Annotated in this window: 20 protein-coding genes; 9 read left to right on the top strand and 11 right to left on the bottom strand. The window is 55.0% G+C overall.

The features are described 5' to 3' along the window. Positions 1–67: 67 nt before the first annotated feature. On the bottom strand, positions 68–1,240 hold the full coding sequence (glgA, locus tag CGL_RS05575) for a glycogen synthase (protein ID WP_011265689.1): 1,173 nt from the start codon (positions 1,238–1,240) through the stop codon (positions 68–70). Between the two features lie 141 nt (positions 1,241–1,381). Here glgA and glgC point away from each other — a divergent pair, with 141 nt between their 5' ends. Further along, positions 1,382–2,611 carry a glucose-1-phosphate adenylyltransferase gene (glgC, locus tag CGL_RS05580; RefSeq protein WP_011014133.1) on the top strand — a complete coding sequence of 410 codons (1,230 nt, stop codon included), beginning with the start codon at positions 1,382–1,384 and terminating at the stop codon, positions 2,609–2,611. Between the two features lie 51 nt (positions 2,612–2,662). On the opposite strand, the gene CGL_RS05585 is transcribed toward glgC, so the two are convergent. Beyond that, complete coding sequence (locus CGL_RS05585) at positions 2,663–3,304, bottom strand: O-methyltransferase (protein ID WP_003863800.1); 642 nt, start codon at positions 3,302–3,304, stop codon at positions 2,663–2,665. A 133-nt stretch (positions 3,305–3,437) separates the two neighbouring features. Between CGL_RS05585 and sigE the strand changes: the two genes are divergently transcribed. The 3 genes from sigE to tatB all read left to right on the top strand — a co-directional run bounded on the left by sigE (position 3,438) and on the right by tatB (position 5,272). Continuing rightward, complete coding sequence (gene sigE, locus CGL_RS05590; protein WP_003855001.1) at positions 3,438–4,079, top strand: RNA polymerase sigma factor SigE; 642 nt, start codon at positions 3,438–3,440, stop codon at positions 4,077–4,079. A 188-nt stretch (positions 4,080–4,267) separates the two neighbouring features. Further along, positions 4,268–4,762, top strand: coding sequence for a hypothetical protein (locus tag CGL_RS05595; protein ID WP_003855000.1), 495 nt, complete (start codon positions 4,268–4,270; stop codon positions 4,760–4,762). 39 nt (positions 4,763–4,801) lie between these two features. After that, positions 4,802–5,272, top strand: coding sequence for a Sec-independent protein translocase subunit TatB (gene tatB, locus CGL_RS05600; protein WP_003854998.1), 471 nt, complete (start codon positions 4,802–4,804; stop codon positions 5,270–5,272). A gap of 3 nt (positions 5,273–5,275) precedes the next feature. On the opposite strand, the gene CGL_RS05605 is transcribed toward tatB, so the two are convergent. From CGL_RS05605 to CGL_RS05615, 3 genes are read right to left on the bottom strand one after another with little or no spacing between them, the layout of a single operon-like run. Then, positions 5,276–6,400 (bottom strand): Mrp/NBP35 family ATP-binding protein, encoded by a 1,125-nt coding sequence (locus tag CGL_RS05605; protein WP_011014134.1) that lies wholly within the window; start codon positions 6,398–6,400, stop codon positions 5,276–5,278. A gap of 35 nt (positions 6,401–6,435) precedes the next feature. Next, positions 6,436–7,017 (bottom strand): DUF1003 domain-containing protein, encoded by a 582-nt coding sequence (locus CGL_RS05610; RefSeq protein ID WP_003854995.1) that lies wholly within the window; start codon positions 7,015–7,017, stop codon positions 6,436–6,438. Further along, positions 7,010–8,302, bottom strand: coding sequence for a magnesium transporter MgtE N-terminal domain-containing protein (locus CGL_RS05615; protein WP_003854992.1), 1,293 nt, complete (start codon positions 8,300–8,302; stop codon positions 7,010–7,012). Before CGL_RS05615 ends, CGL_RS05610 begins: the two co-directional genes overlap by 8 nt. A gap of 82 nt (positions 8,303–8,384) precedes the next feature. Between CGL_RS05615 and CGL_RS05620 the strand changes: the two genes are divergently transcribed. Both CGL_RS05620 and CGL_RS05625 read left to right on the top strand, forming a co-directional pair. Then, positions 8,385–8,882, top strand: a complete 498-nt coding sequence (locus CGL_RS05620) for a general stress protein (RefSeq protein ID WP_011014135.1) — start codon at positions 8,385–8,387, stop codon at positions 8,880–8,882. A gap of 15 nt (positions 8,883–8,897) precedes the next feature. After that, positions 8,898–9,566 (top strand): hypothetical protein, encoded by a 669-nt coding sequence (locus CGL_RS05625; RefSeq protein ID WP_011014136.1) that lies wholly within the window; start codon positions 8,898–8,900, stop codon positions 9,564–9,566. On the opposite strand, the gene CGL_RS05630 is transcribed toward CGL_RS05625, so the two are convergent. The 5 genes from CGL_RS05630 to CGL_RS05650 all read right to left on the bottom strand — a co-directional run bounded on the left by CGL_RS05630 (position 9,558) and on the right by CGL_RS05650 (position 19,367). Then, on the bottom strand, positions 9,558–10,091 hold the full coding sequence (locus CGL_RS05630) for a CueP family metal-binding protein (protein ID WP_011014137.1): 534 nt from the start codon (positions 10,089–10,091) through the stop codon (positions 9,558–9,560). The two genes, CGL_RS05625 and CGL_RS05630, sit on opposite strands and share 9 nt — an antisense overlap. 98 nt (positions 10,092–10,189) lie before the next feature. Beyond that, entirely contained in the window at positions 10,190–13,855 is a 3,666-nt protein-coding gene (locus CGL_RS05635) for a multifunctional oxoglutarate decarboxylase/oxoglutarate dehydrogenase thiamine pyrophosphate-binding subunit/dihydrolipoyllysine-residue succinyltransferase subunit (RefSeq protein WP_011014138.1), read from the bottom strand. Between the two features lie 141 nt (positions 13,856–13,996). Beyond that, positions 13,997–17,740 (bottom strand): ABC transporter ATP-binding protein, encoded by a 3,744-nt coding sequence (locus CGL_RS05640; RefSeq protein ID WP_011014139.1) that lies wholly within the window; start codon positions 17,738–17,740, stop codon positions 13,997–13,999. Between the two features lie 69 nt (positions 17,741–17,809). Continuing rightward, on the bottom strand, positions 17,810–18,529 hold the full coding sequence (locus CGL_RS05645) for a hypothetical protein (RefSeq protein ID WP_011014140.1): 720 nt from the start codon (positions 18,527–18,529) through the stop codon (positions 17,810–17,812). Positions 18,530–18,560: 31 nt separating this feature from the next. After that, positions 18,561–19,367 (bottom strand): shikimate 5-dehydrogenase, encoded by an 807-nt coding sequence (locus CGL_RS05650; protein ID WP_011014141.1) that lies wholly within the window; start codon positions 19,365–19,367, stop codon positions 18,561–18,563. 290 nt (positions 19,368–19,657) lie between these two features. Between CGL_RS05650 and CGL_RS05655 the strand changes: the two genes are divergently transcribed. From CGL_RS05655 to CGL_RS05665, 3 genes are all read left to right on the top strand, one after another. After that, positions 19,658–21,298, top strand: coding sequence for a carboxylesterase/lipase family protein (locus CGL_RS05655; protein ID WP_041627491.1), 1,641 nt, complete (start codon positions 19,658–19,660; stop codon positions 21,296–21,298). Beyond that, a complete protein-coding gene (locus CGL_RS05660; RefSeq protein WP_011014143.1) occupies positions 21,299–21,952 on the top strand; it encodes a (2Fe-2S)-binding protein in 654 nt (217 codons plus the stop codon). Positions 21,953–22,046: 94 nt separating this feature from the next. Continuing rightward, positions 22,047–22,850, top strand: coding sequence for a hypothetical protein (locus tag CGL_RS05665; protein ID WP_011014144.1), 804 nt, complete (start codon positions 22,047–22,049; stop codon positions 22,848–22,850). A gap of 56 nt (positions 22,851–22,906) precedes the next feature. Here the strand turns inward: CGL_RS05665 and CGL_RS05670 are convergent, their stop codons facing one another. Continuing rightward, the gene (locus CGL_RS05670; protein WP_011014145.1) at positions 22,907–23,404 is read right to left on the bottom strand and encodes a hypothetical protein; all 498 of its coding nucleotides are present in this window, start codon (positions 23,402–23,404) and stop codon (positions 22,907–22,909) included. Positions 23,405–23,420 lie beyond the last annotated feature (16 nt).

The following is a 23,420-nucleotide window of genomic DNA, read 5'->3' on the forward strand; positions in this document are numbered from 1 at the left end:
TAATCCCAGGTGAAGGCAGGTTAACCCCGATGAGAAAAGCCGGGGAGAGGTTCCCCGGCTTTCGGTTTTACATCAAGGATTTGTACACATCAATGGTCTGCTGAGCAATCGTTGCCCAGGAGAAATCATTGATAGCACGTTCGCGCCCTGCGAGACCAAATTTGGCTGCGGTCTCTCGATCAGCGACCATTTTATTCACCGCTTCGGCGATATCGCGCTCGAAGGTTTCGACATCATTTTCGTCGTAGTGAACGAGGGCGCCGGTGGTGCCGTCGACAACAACCTCAGGGATGCCTCCAACGTCGGATGCGACAACTGCGGTGTTGCAGGCCATTGCTTCCAAGTTCACGATGCCCAGTGGCTCGTAAATGGATGGGCACACGAAGGTGTCAGCAGCGGTGAGAATCTCTTGGATTTTGTCCTTGCCCAGCATGTCCTGAACCCAGAAAATGCCTTCGCGCTTTGCCTGGAGTTCTTCCACCAGGGCGGTGGTGCGAGCTGCGATTTCGGGGGTGTCTGGCGCGCCGGCACAGAGCACAAGCTGCACGGACTCGTCGAAAAGCGCTGCTGCCTTGATGAGGTGCTCGACGCCTTTTTGGCGGGTGATGCGGCCGACAAATGCGACGATGGGCCGCTGTGGGTCAACGCCTAGGGAGCGGAGTACGGAATCTTCCGCGTCATCGAAAGTCGGGCGAGGCTGCCACAACTCAGTGTCGATGCCGTTGAGGACAACACGCACGTTGTCCGGCTCGATGCGAGGGTACGCAGCGAGGATGGAATCTTTCATGCGAGCCGACACAGCGATGACCGCGTCAGCGTATTCCATGGCATTTTTTTCAGACCAGGAGGACACGTCGTATCCACCGCCAAGCTGCTCACGCTTCCATGGGCGATCTGGCTCCAAAGAGTGCGCGGTAGCCACGTGAGGAATGCCGTGGAGACGAGCTGCAAGGTGGCCGCCAAGACCTGCATACCAAGTGTGTGAGTGCACGACATCCACGTTGTTTGCAGCTTCTGCCATGCGTAAACCGGTGGACAGTGTCTTAATCGCAGGGTTCGCGCTTTCCAAGGCAGGATCGACGCCGTGGACGAAAACTCCCTCCATATCGCGAGGTGCACCCATGCAGTGAACATCAACTTCAGCGATCTCACGCATGAATCGGGTCAATTCGGTGACGTGCACGCCAGCGCCGCCGTAAACCTCTGGTGGATACTCTCTTGTCATCATTCCGACTCTCATAATTTCAAAGATTAGCCATCTAAAAACAGTTGCGCAGCGATACCGAAATGGGGGCATTAAAAGGGGCTATCATTCGGACCCCAAAACGATGTTTAGACAATTTGTTACCCAGCTTTCATGCGGGATAGTTATTTTGCCTTTATGGTTAAGGGTGTGAAGGGTAGACCAAATGTTCTAGCAATCGTTCTCGCAGGTGGCGAGGGCAAACGACTTTTTCCGTTGACGGAGGACCGAGCTAAGCCTGCGGTCCCATTCGGCGGAACTTACAGATTGATCGACTTTGTTTTGTCGAACCTGGTGAACTCCGGATTCCTCAAGATCGCGGTACTGACTCAGTACAAGTCGCATTCATTGGATAGGCATATTTCATTGTCGTGGAACGTGTCTGGTCCAACGGGGCAGTACATTGCTTCTGTTCCTGCGCAGCAGCGCCTGGGCAAGCGATGGTTCACTGGTTCCGCGGATGCAATTTTGCAGTCTCTGAACTTGATCTCTGATGAGAAACCGGATTATGTCATCGTTTTCGGCGCGGACCACGTGTATCGCATGGACCCAAGCCAGATGCTAGATGAGCACATTGCATCTGGTCGCGCGGTGTCTGTGGCAGGTATTCGCGTTCCACGTGAGGAAGCAACTGCGTTTGGTTGCATCCAGTCCGATGTCGACGGCAACATAACCGAGTTCTTGGAAAAGCCAGCTGACCCTCCGGGAACCCCTGATGATCCTGACATGACTTACGCGTCGATGGGTAACTACATTTTCACCACTGAAGCCCTGATCCAGGCGCTGAAAGATGATGAAAATAACGAGAACAGTGATCATGACATGGGCGGAGACATCATTCCGTACTTCGTCTCTCGCAATGATGCGCATGTTTATGATTTCTCCGGAAACATTGTTCCTGGCGCAACTGAGCGTGACAAGGGCTACTGGCGCGACGTCGGTACCATTGATGCGTTCTACGAGTGCCACATGGACCTGATTTCCGTGCACCCAATCTTCAATCTGTATAACTCTGAGTGGCCAATCCACACGACCTCTGAAGGTAACTTGCCTCCGGCTAAGTTCGTTCGGGGCGGTATCGCGCAGTCGTCGATGGTGTCTTCAGGTTCCATCATTTCTGCTGGGACTGTTCGCAACTCCGTGCTGTCCAACAACGTTGTCGTCGAAGAGGGCGCAACGGTGGAAGGTGCAGTGCTGATGCCAGGCGTGCGCATCGGTAAGGGTGCTGTTGTCCGCCATGCGATTCTGGACAAGAACGTGGTTGTCCGCGACGGAGAGCTCATCGGTGTCGACCAAGTGCGCGATGCGCAGCGCTTCAAGGTGAGCGCCGGCGGCGTCGTGGTTGTCGGTAAGAACCAGGTAGTCTAAACGGGAAAGGGACCTTAAAAGGTCCCTTTTTTCGCTTCTCGACGTCCCCCTCTAGGCTTTAGTCACCACGGTTAAGCCTGCACCAAGGGGCAGGCGAGCAACGTGTGCGCCTTCAATGGAACGAATATATTCATCGGCGTCACGTGCTGCTTGGGTGTCACGATCCTTGCGGGTTTGATCCGCAATGGTGCCGTCAAGGAGCGCATCGGCGAGCACCAGCGCACCGCCTCGTCGAAGAAGCGGCCAGGCGGCGTCGACAAGCGCCTTTAAATCCATGGGGGAGACTTGGCCGAAGACAAGCTGATAGCTGTCGTTGGCAAGGCGACTCATCACGTCGAGCGGGCGCGAGAGCAAGAAGCGTACGCGGCTGGGGGAATAGCCGGCCTCGCGGAAGAGTGCTTTGGCCTGGCGCTGATGCTCTGATTCAGGATCAATGCAGGTCAGTGTGGTGTTATCGGCCAGTCCGTTCAGGATATACAGACCCACCAACCCGGCAGCCGGGGTAATCGCGATGGCACCAGTGGAGCCGTTGCCATTGGTGGTGGCAGCCAAAGTGGTTAGCAGCTGGCCAGTCATTTCATCCGGGGCGGGGAGACCGAACTCGGCGGCGTCTTCACGAGCGCGCGCTACAGCAGCGTCGGTTTCAGTAGTGGACTCGACATAAGTGCGAAGATACTCGAAGGCGTTACTCACGCGTTATAGTCTAGAGCGAGCAGGCGAGATGTGAAGTACCTACACGCATTAAGTGCAAATGAATTCACAATTGCCAGAAGATGCACAGGATGTAATCTAGATTTCCCAAGTTCAGTGGGGCAAAATGACTTATATGAAAAAGAAGTCCCGAGATGACGCACCCGTCGTAATCGAAACCGTTCAAGCAGAACATGCTGAAGAACTCACGGGCACTGCAGCATTCGATGCTGGACAGGCAGACATGCCAACATGGGGCGAGCTAGTCGCAGAACATGCAGATAGCGTTTACCGCCTCGCGTACCGTCTTTCCGGCAACCAGCACGATGCTGAAGACCTGACCCAAGAAACATTCATGCGTGTCTTCCGCTCGTTGAAGAGCTACCAGCCAGGCACCTTTGAGGGCTGGCTGCACCGCATCACCACCAACTTGTTCCTTGATATGGTTCGCCACCGCGGCAAGATCCGCATGGAGGCGCTGCCTGAAGATTATGAGCGCGTTCCGGGCAATGACATCACCCCAGAGCAGGCATACACCGAAGCTAACCTTGACCCAGCTCTGCAGGCAGCCCTCGATGAGTTGAGCCCAGACTTCCGCGTGGCAGTGATCCTCTGTGATGTTGTTGGTATGAGCTATGACGAAATCGCAGAGACCCTCGGAGTGAAAATGGGTACCGTGCGTTCCCGTATTCACCGTGGACGCAGCCAGCTTCGTGCAAGTTTGGAAGCTGCAGCAATGACCAGCGAGGAAGTTTCTTTGTTGGTTCCAACCCACTAAAGTTGGTGTGTTTTCTGACACGACAAACGCAAATGTCGTGTCATTTTTGCAGCTCAGTGCATTATTTTGGGGTTCGTGGTGCGGACAGGGAACTTATCACAGGCGACATCCGTTTTGAGTAGTAGGTATCTTGGATAAGAAGTTACCCACATCCTTGAAAGTCGAGACACAGGAGGTCATCGGAAGATATGTTCAATTCCGACACCACCGCGAATCTCCAAGCTAAAAGTCGAGATCGTGCAGGATCTAAAGCAAAGCGCAGCAGGCCAAGTTTTGATTCAGTAGCGCGGGATGTTTTGGATGTTCGAACAAAAACAGCACAAGTTAAAAACAAGGCTAAAGAGTTTTCCTCTGTTGATCACCTTTCAGCAGACGCCGCAGCCATGTTTGTAGACAATGAACTGTCCCGTGGCGCCATGCATCGCGCCAGGCTGCACATTGTGCACTGCGCTGAATGTAGGGAAGAGATTAACCGTCAGCGGGAAACCGTTGATTATCTCCGCTCAGAGTGCAAAAACGAAGAAGTGTCCGCCCCAATGGACCTCAAAGCACGGCTTGCCAGCCTCGCCACTGAGTGCATGCCTGGCCCTGGCGCAGAGAATTTAGCAATGCAGCGCCCAGAGTCTTTTGTGGCTAAAGTTGAGTCCGTAGTGCGCGCAGTTCGTAAGAACCAAGGCCGCTAATTTTTAATCCTTATTTACATTTTCTGAAAGACCGGTCTGATGTTTTCTAGCGTGGGTTGGGGAGAGATCTTCCTCTTAGTCGTTGTGGGCCTTGTTGTCATCGGCCCGGAACGGTTGCCTCGTTTGATCCAGGACGCACGCGCTGCGCTGCTCGCTGCACGTACCGCTATCGACAATGCAAAGCAGTCGTTGGACAGTGATTTTGGTTCGGAATTTGATGAAATCCGAAAGCCACTAACCCAGGTTGCACAGTACAGCCGGATGAGCCCCAAGACGGCCATCACTAAGGCGTTATTTGATAATGATTCCTCGTTCCTGGATGACTTTGATCCAAAGAAGATCATGGCCGAAGGAACAGAAGGCGAAGCTCAGCGCAACAAGCAGGCAGCTGACAACAATGCGAATGTGGTGGAACGTCCAGCTGATGGTTCCACCGCACGCCCAACGCAAAACGATCCAAAAGACGGCCCGAATTACTCAGGTGGCGTCTCTTGGACCGATATTATTTAGCTTTTATTTAACGCCAAGCCCAAGCGTTTTACCCACCAGCGATACCTTGCGGTGAGCTAGGTGTTCAGCGATCTCATTGATCGCTGCAGCGGTTGGGGAGTGTGGTTCAGAAATCGCAATAGGATTTCCCACATCGCCACCGATACGCAGGTTCGGATCCAATGGAACAGATCCGATAACCTTGACCTCTTCACCTGTCACAGCGGTAAGACGATCAGCAATCTTTTGACCGCCGCCGGTGCCGAAAACATCCATGGTGGTGCCATCAGGAAGCACCATGGCAGACATGTTTTCAATCACGCCAGCAACCTTCTGGTTGGTCTGCACAGAGATCGTTCCTGCTCGCTCGGCAACCTCAGCTGCGGCAGCCTGAGGAGTGGTCACAATGAGCAACTCAGCATTCGGGATCAATTGGGCAACGGTGATGGCGATGTCACCAGTTCCTGGAGGAAGATCCAGCAGCAAAATATCCAGGTCGCCCCAGAACACGTCAGTGAGGAATTGCTGGATGGCACGGTGCAGCATTGGTCCACGCCACACCACAGGAGCATTTCCTTCGGTGAAGTGAGCAATGGATATCATCTTCACGCCGTGCGCCTGGGGAGGCATGATCATGTCATCGACCTGGTGTGGGCGTTGGTCCGAGCCGAGCATTCCGGGCACTGAGTGTCCGTAAATATCGGCATCCAAAATTCCCACAGACAGCCCGCGCTTGGCTAGGGCTGCAGCCAAGTTCACCGTCATGGAGGATTTTCCTACGCCACCTTTGCCGGAAGCAACAGCGTAAACGCGGGTAGTGGAACCAGGCTGAGCGAATGGAATCACTGGCTCAGAAGTTTCACCGCGCAGGGAGACGCGGAGCGCACGGCGCTGTTCATCACTCATGACATCGGTGGTGACATGAACTTGGCCAACCCCGTCGATGTCTTTGAGAGCTGCTTCAGTGTTGGTGACAATGGTGGTTTTCATCGGGCAAGCCGCGATCGTCAGGTAGACCTCCACCTGGACATCAGAGCCGTCGATGGACACTGATTTGACCATGCCGAGCTCTGTGATGGGCTTACCGATCTCTGGATCCTCTACGCGGGATAGCGCGCTGCGGACAGCGGATTCGGTTACTTGAGTCATCACGTATCGATAGTAGTCCCAAGTTTTGATACTCCCTAAAATTCGTCTGCAACATCACCCTGAGTGGGGTCAGACAAATCTTGAGGTCCTGATCCGTGCTGTTCGTGGCGGTCTGCAATACGGGACGCTGCCTCGTCGTCGAGCTTGGCTTCAATGCGGTCAAGAAGTCCGCGGAGATCTTCTAACTCATGGCGCAAATAGTCACGTGTGACAGTATCTCCCAAGGCTAAGCGAACGCCTGCGAGTTCCCGTGCGAGGAATTCAGTATCGGCTTTTGTCTCTTCAGCACGCCGACGATCCGCCAAAATGGTGTGCTTATCGCGGTCTTCTTGACGGTTTTGCGCCAACAGGATCAGCGGAGCAGCATAAGCAGCCTGCGTGGAGAATGCCAGGTTGAGCAGGATGAAAGGGTAGGGGTCCCAACTCCAGGCCCAACCACCGATGTTGAGGAAAATCCACACCACCACGAAAATGGTTTGCCAAAACAGGTACTGTCCCGTGCCAAAGAACCGGGCTACTTTTTCGGCGTAGGCACCAATGGTGTCATCGTCGAATTTAAATCGTTTGCGGGATCCAAAAAGTGGGCTGTCTAATTCAGAGCGGTTGAAATCAGCCATGGGTGTGCTCCTTTCCTGGTCGGATTCCGGCGTCGCGCCAGTCTTCTGGCAGCATGTGGTCGAGCAAGTCATCGACAGCTACGGCACCAAGCAGATGGCGGTTTTCATCCAAGACGGGGCCGCACACCAAGTTGTAGGTGGCAAAGAATCGAGCTGCGGTTTCTTGAGAATCATCAGCGTAGAGCGGTGGCAGATCGGGGTCGAGGATGCCACCAATCAAACTTGATGGAGGCTCCCGAAGCAGTTTCTGCAGATGCACGCAGCCGAGGTATTTTCCAGTAGGCGTGGCCGTGGGTGGGCGCACCACAAAGATCAACGATGCCAAAGAAGTAGGAAGGTCGGGGTTTCTGGCCATCGCCAACGCTTCAGCGACTGTGGTGGAAGGATCCATAATTAATGGCTCAGGAGTCATCAGCGCACCAACGGTGTCCGGGGAGAAATCCATCAAACGACGCACCGGCGCAGATTCCTCAGGGTCCATCAGATCCAACAACACATCAGCTTTGTCATCAGGCAGCTCACCCAACAAGTCTGCAGCATCATCTGGATCCATTTCCTCCAGAATGTCCGCGGCACGTTCGATGTCTAATTCTTCAATCAACTCGGCTTGGCGGTCCTCGGACAATTCCTGCAGGATATCCGCCAGCTTTTCGTCGTCAAGCTCTTCCGTCACTTCGGTACGCTGAGCCGTAGGCAGCTGATAAAGCTGCTTTGCGACGTCCGCAGGCCTCATATCCTCAAACCCTGCGATGAGTTCGGCGGTGTGATTGGACTCGCCGACACCACCTGCGGTGATGCCGTGGATATGACTCCACGGCACTGTGTGCAGCACTGGGCGCCGGCCAAATTTAGGGCGCTCACCCAGCACCGCCACGCGCGTGATGATCCAATCGCGAGTGCGCGATAACTCCAGCTCCACATCGGCGATTTCTACCGCGCGACCGTGGAATTGTTGCAGCTCTGGATCATCGGTATGTACTTTTGCACCCACAATATCGCCCATGACCTGCAATTCACCGGTGCGCACGCGAAAGGTTCGAAGTGATACAGAACCGGTAACCAAAGTAATGTCTTTCGGTTCAATGGCAGCGATACGCAACATGGGGACAAAAATACGGCGTTTATTATTAACTAGCTCAACCACTAATCCCAATGCGCGGGAATCATGCCCATAAGGGCGAATATTCACCACGACATCGCGGACGCGACCAATAGCATCCGTATCGGGGCCTCGGACCACCATCCCAGCGAGGCGGCCCACGTAAAGTCGGGAAATTCCACTCATGAACGCCTAGTCTACGGGAACCATTTCACCAGCGTGTACGTTGTAAATGTGAACTGAAAAAGTGAAAAGGAAGATGATAAAGATGACTCAACCACGGCCCGATGCCGCATCTGTGTCGCTGGAAAAGAAGCGCCCAGAAGGATGGCCAGTGGGAAGCTTTGAAACATACCCAGAAGCCCAAGCAGCAGTGGATTTGCTCAGTGATAATGCATTCCCCGTCACCGAATTGACCATTGTTGGTGTGGACCTGATTGAAGTGGAACGCGTTACAGGTCGTCTCACGTGGGGTCGTGTGATTGCCGGAGGAATGGCATCTGGCGCATGGTTGGGTCTGTTCTTTGGCATTGTCATGGCCTTGATGTCTGGATTCTGGTTCTCTTCCATCGCAGCGGGAATAGGTATGGGTTTGGTGTTTGGCATTGTCGGTGCAGCAGTTCCTTATGCTGCTTCCAAAGGCAAGCGGGACTTTACCTCTTCAACTCAAATTGTGGCGGGGCGCTATGATGTGATTTGTTCCCCAGAACGTGCTCGGGAAGCTCGAGACATGATTGCCCTGAAAACTCGAGATCTCCGCCAATAAGTTAAACTAACGCCTATGAAAAATGTGGGGAAGCGGATTTTAGTCCTTGCGCTTGGTGCCTCGGTAGCGGGATGCTCAACGCTTTCCCAAGAACCTTCACCACCTGTTCCGTTGGGAAACGTTGATACTGTGCAGATTGTCTCTCCCAATGGGGAGATTGAGTCTTTTGTGCTGGGGAAGCTGTATGAGACCGCATTAGTGGAACGTGGCAGATCTGCATCAGTTCAGCTGATTGACGGCGACTTGGATGAGCAACTATCTATGCTGCGAGATGACAGCACTGATTTGGTGATTGCTTGCTCAGGACAATTACTGGAATATTACAACCCAGATTTAGCCTCCGAGTTTGCCGTCGAATACGCTAATCAGACAGCCTTTGATAAAAACTCTGGTGAATGGCGCGAAAAAGTCTACGATGCTCTCCAAGGATCGCTGCCGGACTCCATCGTGGCCACCGATCCTTCCAATGCTATTGGTTGTAAGGACGATACGTCGCTGCCTCAAAACATCGTGCCAATTTATAGAAAGCCCAATCTGGATAGGGACAATCGGGACACCCTGAACTTTGTGAGCGGTTCTTTGGGTACAAGCGATTTGGAAGCATTGGTCAAGGACGCCCAAACAACAGGCACAACCTCTGAAACTGCGCTGGATTTCTTATTGTCTAAAGGATTTTCACGCTAGTTCAGCCGTGGTGATGCACGTGGGGGCGTCATCACCCGTAGAGATCGGCTGGGTGGATTTCAGGCCGTCATGTTCGATGGTGAGTGTGGCATCAATGTTGCGGGGGAGCCACATCCCAACAAATCCATTATCGTAGGTGATGGTGTCCTCTTCGAGGATGGTTTCTCCATTATCTGCCACCACCGTTACTTTCACTGGGGTGTTGGCGAGTTCACCAGTACATGTGGTGAGGCTGTGATAGAAGCACTCGTGGGTTGTGGTGGTGTACGGGGCTGCGGAGATATAGAACTCATCTGCAGGCATGTCAATGCTGAGCTGTCCGCTTTGATCCGACAGAATTAACTCATCTGCCCGAATGGAGGCCATGAGGTTAGTTGCTCTGTCTGCGACTGGGGTTTGATCAAGTTCTGTGATGATCTCCTGCGCTGAGCGTCCATCGAATCCCTCGAGCTGCGTTGTGGAAGTGGAGGAGCAGCCACTTAACAAAAGTACTGAAGAGATCGCGACCGCACAGATTCGTTTCATACCTTCCACCTTAGGCAACCACGGCAGCAAAAAGGGCCGTATGCTGTGTGATTCACACGGCATAAGGCCCTTCTAGGCTAGTGCAGGACTATAAAGACTTAAGCCTCGAAAGCCTCGTCGATAAGCTGCTTCTCCTCCAGCTGGTGCACCTTGGCAACACCAGTTGCGGTGGAGGACTGAGCGCGGCGGGAAACGCGGCGCATCTTTGGCATGTTCGGGATCAGCTCTGGGAGGTGCTCCTGGTAGAACGGCCATGGGCCCTGGTTTGCTGGCTCATCCTGAACGAAGAGGACTTCCTCAGCGTTAGGGTAGCCGGCAAGAGCCTCGGAGATGCGGTTGAACGGAATTGGGTGGAGCATTTCGATACGAACGATCGCGATGTCGTCGCGTCCGTCCTTCTCCTTGCGCTTTGCCAATTCGTAGTACAGCTTGCCGGAGACCAGCATGACCTTCTTCACCTTGGCTGCATCTGCAACGTTTGGATCGTTGATCACGGACTGGAACTTGGTGACCTCAGTGAAGTCTTCTGGTGCGGAGGCAGCAGCCTTGTTACGCAGCATGGACTTCGGGGTGAAGATAACCAGTGGACGCTTCAGGTCGGACAGAGCGTGACGACGCAGTAGGTGGAAGTGGTTTGCTGGGGTGGATGGCTGAGCAACAGTCATGGAACCCTCAGCGCACAGCTGCAGGAAGCGCTCGATACGTGCGGAAGAGTGGTCTGGGCCCTGGCCTTCGTAGCCGTGAGGCAGCAGAAGGATCAGCTTGGAGGTCTGGCCCCACTTAGCTTCGCCTGAGGAGACGTACTCATCGATGATGGTCTGAGCGCCGTTGGCGAAGTCGCCGAACTGTGCTTCCCATGCAACGATGGAGTCTTCGTTTCCTACGGAGTAGCCGTACTCGAAGCCCATGCCTGCGTACTCGGTCAGTGCGGAGTTGTAGACCAGGAACTTACCGTTGTTGCCCTTGGACTGTGCAAGCTCGTGGAGTGGGTTGAACTCTTCAGCGGTCGCTGGGTCGATGGCAACTGCGTGGCGCTGGGTGAAGGTACCGCGGCGGGAATCTTCACCTGCAAGGCGAACCAAGCGGCCGGAGTTAGCCAGGGAACCGAAGGCGAGGAGCTCGCCCCATGCCCAGTCGATGCCACCTTCGGTGACAGAGGAGACGCGCTTCTTAGCAACGGGAGCCACACGTGGGTGGTAGTTGAAGCCTTCTGGGGTGTTGGCGAAAGCCTGTCCCAGTTCCAGGAGCTCTTCACGGGAGATGTTGGTCTCAAGGCCGTGTGGAAGCTTCTGGGAGCCGGTGATGCCGGTCTGTGCCTCAGCCTGCTTCTTGCCGCCTTCCTTGACTTCGTTGAACACAGATTCCATCTGGTCGTGGAAGTCGCGGACGACTGCTTCTGCATCTTCGTTGGAGAGGTCTCCACGTCCGAGCAGGTCTTCGGTGTACTGAGCACGAACGGTCTCGCGGCCGGTGATGAGCTCATACATCTTTGGCTGGGTCATGGAAGGATCATCAGCTTCGTTGTGGCCGCGGAGGCGGTAGCAGACGAGGTCGATGAAGACGTCCTTGCCGAAGCGACGACGGTACTCGGTGGCCAGCTGGCCAACCCAGACAACTGCCTCTGGGTCGTCGCCGTTGACGTGGAAGACTGGGCAGCCGAATGCCTTGGCGTAGTCGGTTGCGTAGTGCATGGAGCGGCTGGAGTCTGGGGTGGTGGTGAAGCCGATCTGGTTGTTCACCACGATGTGGATGGTGCCGCCGACGTCGTAGCCACGCAGCTTAGCCAGGTTGATGGTTTCTGGCACGATGCCCAGGCCTGCGAATGCAGCGTCACCGTGGAGCAGCAGTGGCACAACAGTCTTGCCGTCTACGCCCTTGTCCAGGTAGTCCTGCTTTGCGCGGACGATACCTTCCATCACTGGGTTAACAGCTTCCAGGTGGGACGGGTTAGCAGTCAGGGAGACCTTGATCTCGCCGTCGCCGAACATCTGCAGGTGCTGGCCTTCGGAACCGAGGTGGTACTTCACGTCACCGGAGCCACCGATCTGGCCCTGCTCCATTTGGCCTTCAAACTCGTTGAAGATGGATGCCAGTGGCTTGCCCACGATGTTGAACAGCACGTTGAGGCGACCACGGTGTGGCATACCGATGACAACTTCGTCGAGGCCTTGGCCTGCGGCGGTGTCGATGGCGGAGTCCATCAGTGGGATAAGTGCTTCTGCACCTTCGAGGGAGAAGCGCTTCTGGCCGACGTACTTGGTCTGCAGGAAGTTCTCGAAAGCCTCCGCGGCGTTCAGCTTCTGCAGGATGTACTTCTGCTCTGCCTGGGTTGGCTTTGGCATTCCGGCCTCGAGGCGGTCCTGCAGCCAGGTGCGCTCGTCGCGGTCCAGGATGTGGGTGTATTCGGAGCCGACCTTGAGGGTGTACGCAGCGCGGAGGCGGGACAGTACCTCGCGCAGGGTCATGGTCTCCTTGCCGCCGAAGCCACCGACGTTGAAGGTACGGTCCAGATCCCAGATGGTCAGGTTGTGGGTCTCGATGTCGAGGTCGCGGTGGTCTGGAACTGGCATGCCAGGCTGAACCCATGAAAGTGGGTTGGTGTCAGCGATGAGGTGTCCACGGGAGCGGTATGCCTCAATGAGCTGCATGACGCGGGTGTTCTTATCAACACCGGTGTTTGGAACGTCCTGTGCCCAACGCATTGGGGTGTAAGGAACGTTCATTGCGTCGAAGATCTCATCCCAGAAGGAATCATCGGTGAGCAGGCGAGACATGGTGCGCAGGAATTCACCGGACACAGCACCCTGGATCACGCGGTGATCGTAGGTGGAGGTGATGGTGACAAGTTTGCCAACGCCGAGCTCTGCAAGGCGGTCTTCTGAAGCGCCCTGGAACTCTGCTGGGTAATCCATGGAACCGACACCGATGATGGTGCCCTGGCCCTTGGTTAGACGTGGAACAGAGTGGCGGGTACCGATGCCACCTGGGTTGGTCAAGGAAACGGTAACGCCCTGGTAGTCATCCATGGTGAGCTTGCCCTTGCGGGAGCGTGCCACGATGTCTTCGTAGGCTGCGAGGAACTCGGAGAAGTTCATCTTCTCGGTTTCCTTGATGGCTGCTACGACAAGTGCGCGGGAGCCGTCCTTCTGAGGAAGGTCGATAGCAAGGCCCAGGTTGATGTGCTCAGGCACGATCAGGGTTGGCTTGCCGTCGATGACGTCGTAGGAGTTGTTCATGTCCGGGTGAGCCATGACTGCCTTCACCATGGCGTAGCCAATGATGTGGGTGAAGGAGATCTTGCCACCGCGGGTGCGCTTGAGCTGATCGTTGACCATCGCGCGGTTTTCGAACATGAGGCGAGCTGGCATATCGCGAACCGAGGTTGCGGTTGGGATTTCCAGGGAGATATCCATGTTCTTCGCGATGGACTTGAAAATACCCCTGATTGGGGTTTGTCCTGGCTCCGGAAGCTTAGGTTGCTGTGGCACTGAGGACTCCTTGGCCTTAGGGGCGGTCTTGTCGGCCGGCTTGGTTTCTACGCGCGGTGCTGCCTTGGCTGCAGGGGCAGCCTTTGGTGCTGGTTTCGCAGACTCCTTGGGCGCTGAAGGCTGTGCTTCTGTTGTAGCGGGGGTAGTATTTGGTCCCCCCTGCGCCTCAAAGAGTTCTCTCCATTCCTTGTCCACGGACTTGGGGTCCTTCTGGAACTGCTGGAACATCTCGTCTACCAGCCACGCATTCTGGCCGAAAGTACTAGCGCTGCTCACGGCAGGTACTCGCCTCTTTTCCTTGCTTCTTGAGGGTTTATTGAGCTTTGTTTTATCCACTGTAACGTTGGTCGTTGGCTGATTATGCCTAAGCCCCAGTTGTAGCATTAATTTGTTGACAGTTCTCCTAAAAATAACGTGTCAGGCCATTAAATGCCACATGCGGGCGTAGGTGCCGTTAGCAGACAACAACGCGTCGTGAGATCCGTCCTCAATGATACGTCCTTGTTCAACAACAAGAATACGGTCGGCCCTTTTAGCGGTTGCCAAGCGGTGCGCGACGATGATGCTGGTGCGTCCCTTAGTGACTCGATCGGAGGCGTTGAGGATAACGGCTTCGGTGGCGGGGTCGAGGGTGGAGGTGGCTTCGTCGAGAAGCATGATGGAAGGCTCGATAAGTTCGGCGCGCGCCAGCGCGATCAGTTGGCGCTGTCCGGATGACAGGTTGCGCCCGCGTTCACCGACTTGATGGTTGAAACCATCAGGGATGGCGGCGATGGCGTTTAAGGCTCCGACGCGGCGTGCTGCCGCTTCGATTTTGCTTGTCGACGCCTCCCTGCATCCGTAGCCAATGTTGTCGGCGATGCTTCCACTAAACAAGTGTGCTTCTTGTGGCACGGTACCGATTGTGCGGCGCCAATCAGCGGTGGGGAAGTCCTTGATATCGATCTCGCCAGCTTTCACGGCACCTTCATTGGGGTCGTAGAGGCGGGAAAGGAGTTTCACCACGGTGGATTTTCCAGCGCCGGTTGGTCCCACCACAGCGACGGTGGTTCCCGGTTCGATCTGGACGGTGACGTTGTCTAGGATCGGATCGTCTGAATAGCCGAAGGTGACGTCGTCAAGCAATAAAGGCTGCGTGGCAGCCTGCCTAGCGTGCCTGTTGGTGCCCAGATCTGGGACGCTGGGCTGCGTTGCGAGCAGTTCGGTGATGCGACGGAAGCCGACGGCGGCTTGTTGGTAGGAGTCGAAGATTTGGCTTAGTTGTTGGATGGGGCCGAACATCAGGCCCATGTACAGCACGAATGCCACGAGTACGCCGGTGGAGATGTCGCCGCGCGTTACTTGCAGTGCGCCGAAACCGAGGACGAGTGCCTGGGCGATTTCAGAGAGCGCGCCAAGGCCGGGGAAGTAGATGGCGATGGCCGTCTGGGATTTCACACGCAGGCGTCGGAATTCCTCTGCTTCGCCCGCATAATTGTCAAAGACTTGGTCTTCCATGCGGTGCATCTGCGCGGTGCGTAAACCGGCGATGGACTCGTGGAATACCGCGTTGACCTGGCTGGCTTGCTCGCGTGAAGCGGTGTACAGCCTGGAGCTGATGCGTCGGAAAATGAGAGTGAGCACGATGATGATCGGCACCACGGACAGCGCAACGAGTGCTAGTTGTGCGTCGGTGATGGCGAGCATGGTGACCACACCGATGAGCGTGCCCACAGAGACAACTGTTTGCGCCAGACCTGATTGGAGGAAGGACGAGAGGTTGTCGATGTCGGTGGTCATGCGCGTCATGATGCGGCCGGACATGGTGCGTTCGAAATAGCTCATGGACAGGCGCAATAGATGCACAAATGAGCGCAGACGCAAGCCGTAAAGCAGCCGTTCACCGGTGCGTGCCGTGATAATCGTGTTGATCGCGGCGGCGGCCCAGGACAGAAGGACTACTACGCTGCCTGCGATGGCGATCCACCACAACGTGGAGGTGCTTTGTGCTTGCACACCGTTGTCGATGGCTGCGCGCATCAGTGTTGGAAATGCTAGATCGGCGGCTACGCCCACCAGCAACAACGCGATGACCGCGACGACGAGCCAACGGACCTGCTTGAATAAACTGAGCAATTTGAAACCGGAGGTACTGGTGCGTAGCCTCCCGGCATCAACTCGTGTTTCTTCCGTTGCTGCTGGCAGCGCCTCAATCTGGGCGAGCAGCTCAGGGGTTGCTGGCATGGACATGCCACGGCCTCGACCAGGGGCAGGCGCAAGAATCTTGTACTGCTTTTCTGTGGAGACCTCCGGCCACAATTGCTCTTGGCTGGGTAGTGAACCGTTGTCGAGGGTGAATTCCGGATCGTGAGAATCCTGGAAATCAAGAGCCATCAGATGCGAGAAACGAGCGTGATCACGCATCTCACTCAACGGTCCCAGTGCTGTTACCCGTCCATCTTCGACCAGACCAACCCGATCGCCGAGCTCCAAAGTGGAGTGGCGGTGCGCGATGATCAAAATGGTGACATCGTGCAGTTCTTCGCGCAAGGCCTGGAAAATGCGGTCCTCAGTGGAGGCATCAATGGCAGAGGTGGCATCATCAAGCACCAACACTTTGGGATGCGCCAGGAAAGCCCGTGCGAGGGCGATGCGTTGGCGTTGACCACCAGAAAGCGTCAGGCCGCGTTCGCCAATGACTTCCTCGTATTTGTTTGGAAGGCGATCGATAAAATCATGAGCCTGGGCAAGCCTGGCTGCGTGTTCGATCTGCTCATCACTGACATCCAAACCCATCGAGATGTTCTCGCGGATGGAGGAGGAGTACAAGAACGGCTCATCAAAAACCGCGATGAGATTCCTGCGGATATCGCTGTGGGTGAGGTCGTCGAAGCGAGTGCGATGGCCGTTGCTATCAAAGGCGATGTGGCCGCTGTCTGGTTGATAAAAGTTTCCAGCAAGCTGCACAGCCATGGTCTTGCCTGAACCTGGAGGGCCCACCAACACAACGGTTTCACCGGCCTGAACACCCAGCTCAAAACCGTTGAGAATCCCACGGAAATCTACGTTGTTGAACGACAGACCCAGGGGAGTGTCGGGAAGTGACAGGGGGTGTGCAGGATCGGTGCGTTCAGGCTGAAGATCAATGACTTCAAAGATGCGCTCCACAGAAGACAGCGCCAACTGCACGCGCATGAGCATGCCCGACAGGGACCTAGCCACCGCCGACAAGCTAGTGAGATAGGAAGAAAACGCCACAAACGTGCCCACCGTGATGTGACCAGTCATGGCCAAATAGCCACCGCCAACAATGTTGACCACCAAAGCAAGCTGCGGAAGCTGCTCAACCATGGGGATGAACTTTGCCGTCAGACGTGCAGTGCGCATGCGCTGGGCAAATAACTCACGTGCGGTGAGATCCAATTTGTCGGTCTCGCGGTCTTCCTGCGCAAATGCCTTGACCACGCGGATACCCGTGACAGTTTCTTCCACATGAGTGGTCAGATCCGCAGCCTTTTGCTGGGCCGACCACGTGGACGCAAAAAGCGCTTTTCGCGAATAGGCCACGGCCCACAACAGCAAAGGCACCAACACTGCAGCGATGATGGTCAGCGGCGGGGAAATAGCCAGCATGATCACCAAAGTGAGCACAAGCTTGACCACATTTCCGATCAACATCGGCAACATCGCCACAAGGCTTTGCACCATGTTGATATCCGAAATGGACCGACTGACTACTTGGCCTGTGCGAATAGAGTCCTGACCTGGCCCATCGAGGTTCTGCAATGAGCGCATCGTTTTAAGCCGGACATCATGCTGTACCCCCATGCTGAGCTTGCCTGCGGTGTATCGCCGTCCAAATTGACTGGCATAGCGAAGCAACGCGAGAAGCACGATAAGGGCAATGACGCTGGTCAACACGCTTAATCCACTCGGAGTGAACCGGTCCAGCAGGTCAGTGGTTAAAGTATCTCCGGTATTTCCGAGCGCGATATCGATGGCGCCACCGGTCAAAAGAGGAAGTGTAAGTTCAAACAACGTTGCAGCTAAAGCGCTGATTACGGTGAATGAGGTGAGCCAAGGTCGCTGCCACGCCACGGAAATAAGTTGGCGGATGCGTTGTGGCTTTTCAGGTGCTTTCTTAGGGGCTAATTGTGCTTTTTGGGATTGCTCAGTTTTCATGCGTGAGCCTTTCAGTATTTTTGAGCCTGTTGGGGGAGTAATCCTTTCTGTTGGAAGGGTCTTGAGTACTTAAAAATGGGTGGGGAGAGGACCAAGAGAGTCGTATGCGTTTCCGACAGTCCTCTTGGCAATTTTGCGGTTGGCCATCGTGCCCAGCACCGCACCGATACCAAACGGCAGAATTTTGCCAATCAATGCCGAACGGAAACGCTTGCTTACTTCCTTCACTGCGTAGCGCATCAGTCGGCCGTTGACTTCCATCAAGCCACCGATATTAAACCGGGAAATCGCAATGCCCGGCGCGTGGTTTTTCTTGGATAAATCACCGACGCCTGCGTCAACAATGGCTTTGCCTGCGGTGCCCAGCAGAACCACCAAAATCAAACCACGTCGGCGTTCAGGATGGCGGATGTCGATGCCACGCAGGTGCGCGGATGCCATGGTGTAAAACGCAGCAGCATCCAAAAACACCAACGATTCAGCACCAACGGCAAGAGCACCCGTGACAAAGCCAATGCCTGGCACGGCCGCAGCCATGCCCACACCAGCGCCAGAGCCGGTGGCAAGGCGCATAAAATGCTTGTCGACGAGTACCTGCAGCTGCGCCGGTGTTTTCTCAGGATTGTGCTTCCGAAGCCAAGAAATGTATCCCTCGATGGCACCTGTTTGCATATGAGCTGCCTTGTCCAGGGCACGGATTAGGTACTTTCCGCTGAACCCGGCGTTGTCTTCTAAAACAGCGGGGTCGGAATGTACTGCATCCGTGATGATGGCGTTGTGTTCAGCCATGTGGTGCCTCCTAAAAATAGGGGAGAGAAATTTACTTGGAGAACTCCTCCGCAGCAATGATCTGGTCGTTGGTTGGAAGAACTCCGGTGTAGAGGTGGAACTGCTCTGCTGCCTGAAGAGCGGCAACTTCTCCGCCGTCGATGGTTTGCTTACCCTTTTCCTTGGCCAACTTAATCAGTGGGGTCTCGACGGGGAATGCTACGCAGTCAAAGATTACGTCGGCTCGGTCTACTTCATCCTCACCAAAAGATACAACGTCTTGGTCAGGTCCATTCATTCCCATTGGGGTTACATTAACCAAAATTTTTGCGTCTTCCGGAACAGTTGCGGAGTATTCCCAACCGTAACGGGAAGCTAGCGCAGAACCGGTGGTGTGGTTGCGGGCAACGACGGTGCCACTCAGACCATACTCAGCAAGAGCTGCAACAACAGCATTGGCCATGCCGCCGGATCCCTTGATAGCTACTCGTGCATTGGGGTTCACGCGGTGTTCTTCAAGGAGGTGGTACACCGCAGTGTAGTCGGTGTTGTATCCGACAAGGTGTCCGTCATTGTTGACGATGGTGTTAACAGAACGTATGCGCTCTGCGGAAGGATGCAACTCATCGATGAGTGGGATGACATCGCTCTTGTATGGCATGGAGACACCTGCGCCGCGAATGTTCAGACCACGGATACCTGCGACTGCAGCGGTGATATCTGCTGGGGCAACAGCCTTGTACAGGTAGTTCAATCCAAGTTCAGCGTAAAGCCAGTTGTGGAAACGAACACCATGGTTGGATGGACGAGCAGCGAGAGAGATGCACAGGGTTGTTTCCCTGTCGACGTAGTTGACCATGACAGTGATTTTATACTCATGCGGAGCAAAGGAAGAGCAAATGCCTGATTGTGTGGGATATGGCTTGATTATTGGTGGAAGTTTTCGGGAAATTCCTGCCCATTTGTGTGCGGTTGGTTTTTGAAAATCCTGTACATGTCCGGATAGCTGTGGATTTGCCGAGCCGACAGATTGGTGACGATCCTTGCGCGCATAACTGCATATTCATCAAAGCGTTGCCGGTCACCTGCTTCGTGCCTAGCCTGGGAGGCATGAATAGTTCGACGTGGACACCTCGGTACTCACCGCATATGGCTAACAGTGCAGCGGGTTCGGTGTTGGCGGATGAGATGGTGGTTCCCACCTCAACAGGGTTTGTTAAAGGCGTCAAAGGACCAGGGCTTAAAACCTGGAGGGGAATTCCCTACGGCCGAAACACTGGCGGAAAATATCGCTTCCGGGCACCCCGGCCCGCCAAGAAATGGGACGGCGTGCGCGATTGCTCAATGTTCGGTGAAGTAGCTTCTCAGCCAACGTACTCCTGGACAGATAAGATTCGCGGTTCAGAAGACTGCCTTAACCTCGATGTCGTGCGGCCTGATTCCGAAGAAAAGCTTCCTGTTGTGGTGTATCTCCACGGCGGTTCCTTCATCATGGGCTCATCAAGCGAAAAAGCGCTGCGCGGATATAACCTCGTCACAAACATGAATGTGGTCTACGTGTCCGTTAATTTCCGCCTCGGCGCTTTGGGCTATCTAGATCTGCGTTCCGTGGGGGAGGATTGCGTAGCCAACCCCGCGCTCCACGATCAGCTCCTGGCCCTGCAGTGGGTCAGCCGTAATATCGAAGCATTCGGTGGGGATCCTGACAACGTCACCCTCATGGGCGAATCCGCGGGCGCTGCAGCAGTGGTTGCACTCATGTGTGTGCCCGCTGCAGGAGGACTATTCCACCGCGCCATCGCCCAATCCGCGCCGGTCATCTCTGTGCACTCATCTACCCAAGCAAAATTCTGGGCACGTGAACTGATCTACCGCATGGCATTGCCCAGGGAAACCACCTTGGATGAACTGCGCCAAGAATCCGCCGATGATCTAGTGCGCGCCGGGCAGTCGATGATGTGGCGCTCCGGCGAACTGCTCCAACTCAACTCTTGTTACGGGCCCACGGTGGATGGTTCCTTGCTACCTGAGCACCCGCTCACCATGTTTGAACAGGGAAGACAACACCGCATTCCCTTCATGATCGGTACTAATAACGGAGAAACTTCTTTCTCCAAAGCCTTTTATTTAAGAAGCTCTGCCCGACGTCGCTCTGCCTTACGCATGCTGTCTGTGTATGATCCCCACAATGCAGAACGCGTGGTTAGCGCCTATGGCGGAGGCGAGGCACGCACAGACTTTTCTGAACTACTCGCTGACGCGCTGTTCTGGGCACCGTCGGTTAGATTGGCGCAGTCGCACGCCTCCCAAGATGAAGATACCTGGATGTACCGCTTCGATTACGCCCCACAATCCATGCGGAAACTTGGCCTCGGCGCGATTCACTCTTTCGAACTCAACGCTGTCTTTGGCGATCATGAATCTTCTCGCTCCATGAACCTTGCGAAAATTGCCGGCGGCATGGATCATTTGGATAAAGTCACCGAACTTGTCCAAGAGCATTGGAAGCAATTCATCTACTTCGGCAGGCCCGGTGAAGAGTGGAAGGCTTACCGCGGCCGCAGCGATACCGAACCGGGCCGTGCTACATTTGTCATCGATATCAACTCCCGAATCGCGTGGGATCCACGCCAGGACAAACGCACGGCGTGGGAAAATTACGACATGCTCGAATGGGGCACAGGCCGCCCAGATCTAGCCAACGAACTTGATTTCATCGAGCCGGAAGAGACAGAAGAAGAGCAGCAATTGAAGTGGCTTAGCCTTATGCAGTTTTTTGGAAGTAGATAAATGAGCATCTGGAAACGTCTGTTAGTGCAGTACCCGCGCTTCGCCGACACCCTCACAGCCGGCCAACCCATCACGCTCGAGGAATTAGCAACCCCGGAAGTGATCTTGGAAGCTGTTGCCAAAGGCCAAGAAATTTTCGGCATTGAGCAGCCAAAACATGCAGCACAACTCTGGTTTCACTCCCTGTGCACCGCAATTGTCGGCCCCGCCGTCACCGCCATGGTGGAATTCGATGTCATCCCCAGCCTCGACATACGTCGAGGTCAGCTGCATAACATCGACGGTTACTGGTTCGGCTTCAGGCCGGAGGAGATGCTTGTCGACGCCTCCCTCCACCTGTCGGGCACCCAATTCGGCGAGAGTATCCGCGTGGTGATTGATGCATTATGCGCTGCCACGGATCTGCGACCGGCACCCCTGTGGGCGGTTGCCTCAGATGCGTTGGGAATCGCAGCTAGCGGCGCAGGTGTCGAGGCCTTTGAAGAAGAACATGCCCGCGAGGTGGCGGAAGCCCTCATTGAAGGAATGAATAGTGTGAACTCAGTTCCATCGCCGCGGTTTAACGACGACGATTATTTCATTCGAGCTGGATGCTGCATGATTTTCCACTCACCACGAGCTGATTTTTGCACGTCGTGCCCACAGAAGAGGTGAAAGGCTAGGCGCGGATTCGTTGTGGACGCTAGGCTTGTCGGCAGTGTCTTTGGGGGACGTCCCCAGCACAAACCAGATGGAAGGTCATCAGAACATGAGCTTTTTTGAGGACATCGCGGCTGGACTTGATAGTGACGGTATCGAGTCCCGCGTAAACGGCGACACAATGTTCGTTCCGATCACCTCTGACTTGGAAATCCAGTTCGTGGAGATCGATTCCCTCCTACCTGCAGCAAACGTTTATATCGCTGCAGCCAATGTTGATGAAGACGATGATGAGTTCGAGGCAGTTCTCGTTTCGGTGGTGTTCTCTGTTGAGGATGCTGTCGCTGCTGTCGCAAAGCATGTTGCTACTGATCAGGTGGTGACTGTGCTGCGTGATCTACTTGAAGGAACTGATGAACGCATCCAGGATTTGGAGTTTTTCCAGGATGCAGTGAATGCAAATTTGGTTCGTGCGGAAGTCGGCCAGAATTCTGAGCTTCAGGTTTTGGTCGAGGTTGAAGACGGCGTCCCAACCGCAACGGTCAATTTCATCGCGATCGGTGAGTCCTTTGAAGATCTGATTGATCAGGCCATTGAAGAATTGTGGGAATCCGACGGCGACGCAGTTCTATCGGATGAAGATCGCCAACGCATGTTCGCTGATTTGACCTCCGAGTTGGAATTTGTCACTGATGAAGTCCTCGACTTGGGTACCTTCACTGATTTTGATCGACTTTTCGATATCCTTTCCCTCGCCGATGACCAGGCTGAGGATTGGGAAGCACAGCTCGTTCCTTTTGAGGACGAGGAATTTGATGAGCCGGATGTTTATGACCTTTTCGTCGATGACTCTGAAGAAGATGACGACGACCTCGATGATGACGAGGACGATGAGGATGATGACGAAGACTAGATTTTAGCCTTTGTCGCGGTGCCCTGGATTCTTGGAATCCAGGGTTTCGTCATTTTCTAGGCTGCACTTTTGGAATATTCGAAAAGGAAGGAAGGGGAACGCACCGGATCAAAGTGGGCGTCGACAAGCCAGCAAAACGTCGGTGCCGGCTCATCGGTGAGCTGGTGGACAGTGCCGCTGTGCGCGGTGCTGAGAATTGCGCGGATCCAGCCTTCGGCGAGGCGGGTGGATACTTTGAAGCCCTCTGGGCTGGTGATGCGGATGGTGATGAGATAGGCGGGTTCACGTTGCTCACCGAACTCGCGGATGATTTGGCGGGCGGCGGGGCCTGCGCGGTGACGTGACAAGGTGAGGGTGAGGGGATCTTCGCCGGGAAGTGACGGTAGCGGGATGCTCGGCGGGCGCCACGTGGGTATGGCTCTGGCCAGTGATCGAGGGTGGCGCATCATGGATTGAATGTCATCCAGGGCGGTGGGGAAGACGCTTTTGAAGTGGGCGGCGTAGCGAGTTGCGGAGTAGATGGAAGACATTAGGCGGTTTCGGTGTTTGATCATAGTGGGAAGTGTAGAG

Source organism: Corynebacterium glutamicum ATCC 13032 (genome assembly GCF_000011325.1).
In the GTDB taxonomy this organism is placed as follows: domain Bacteria; phylum Actinomycetota; class Actinomycetes; order Mycobacteriales; family Mycobacteriaceae; genus Corynebacterium; species Corynebacterium glutamicum.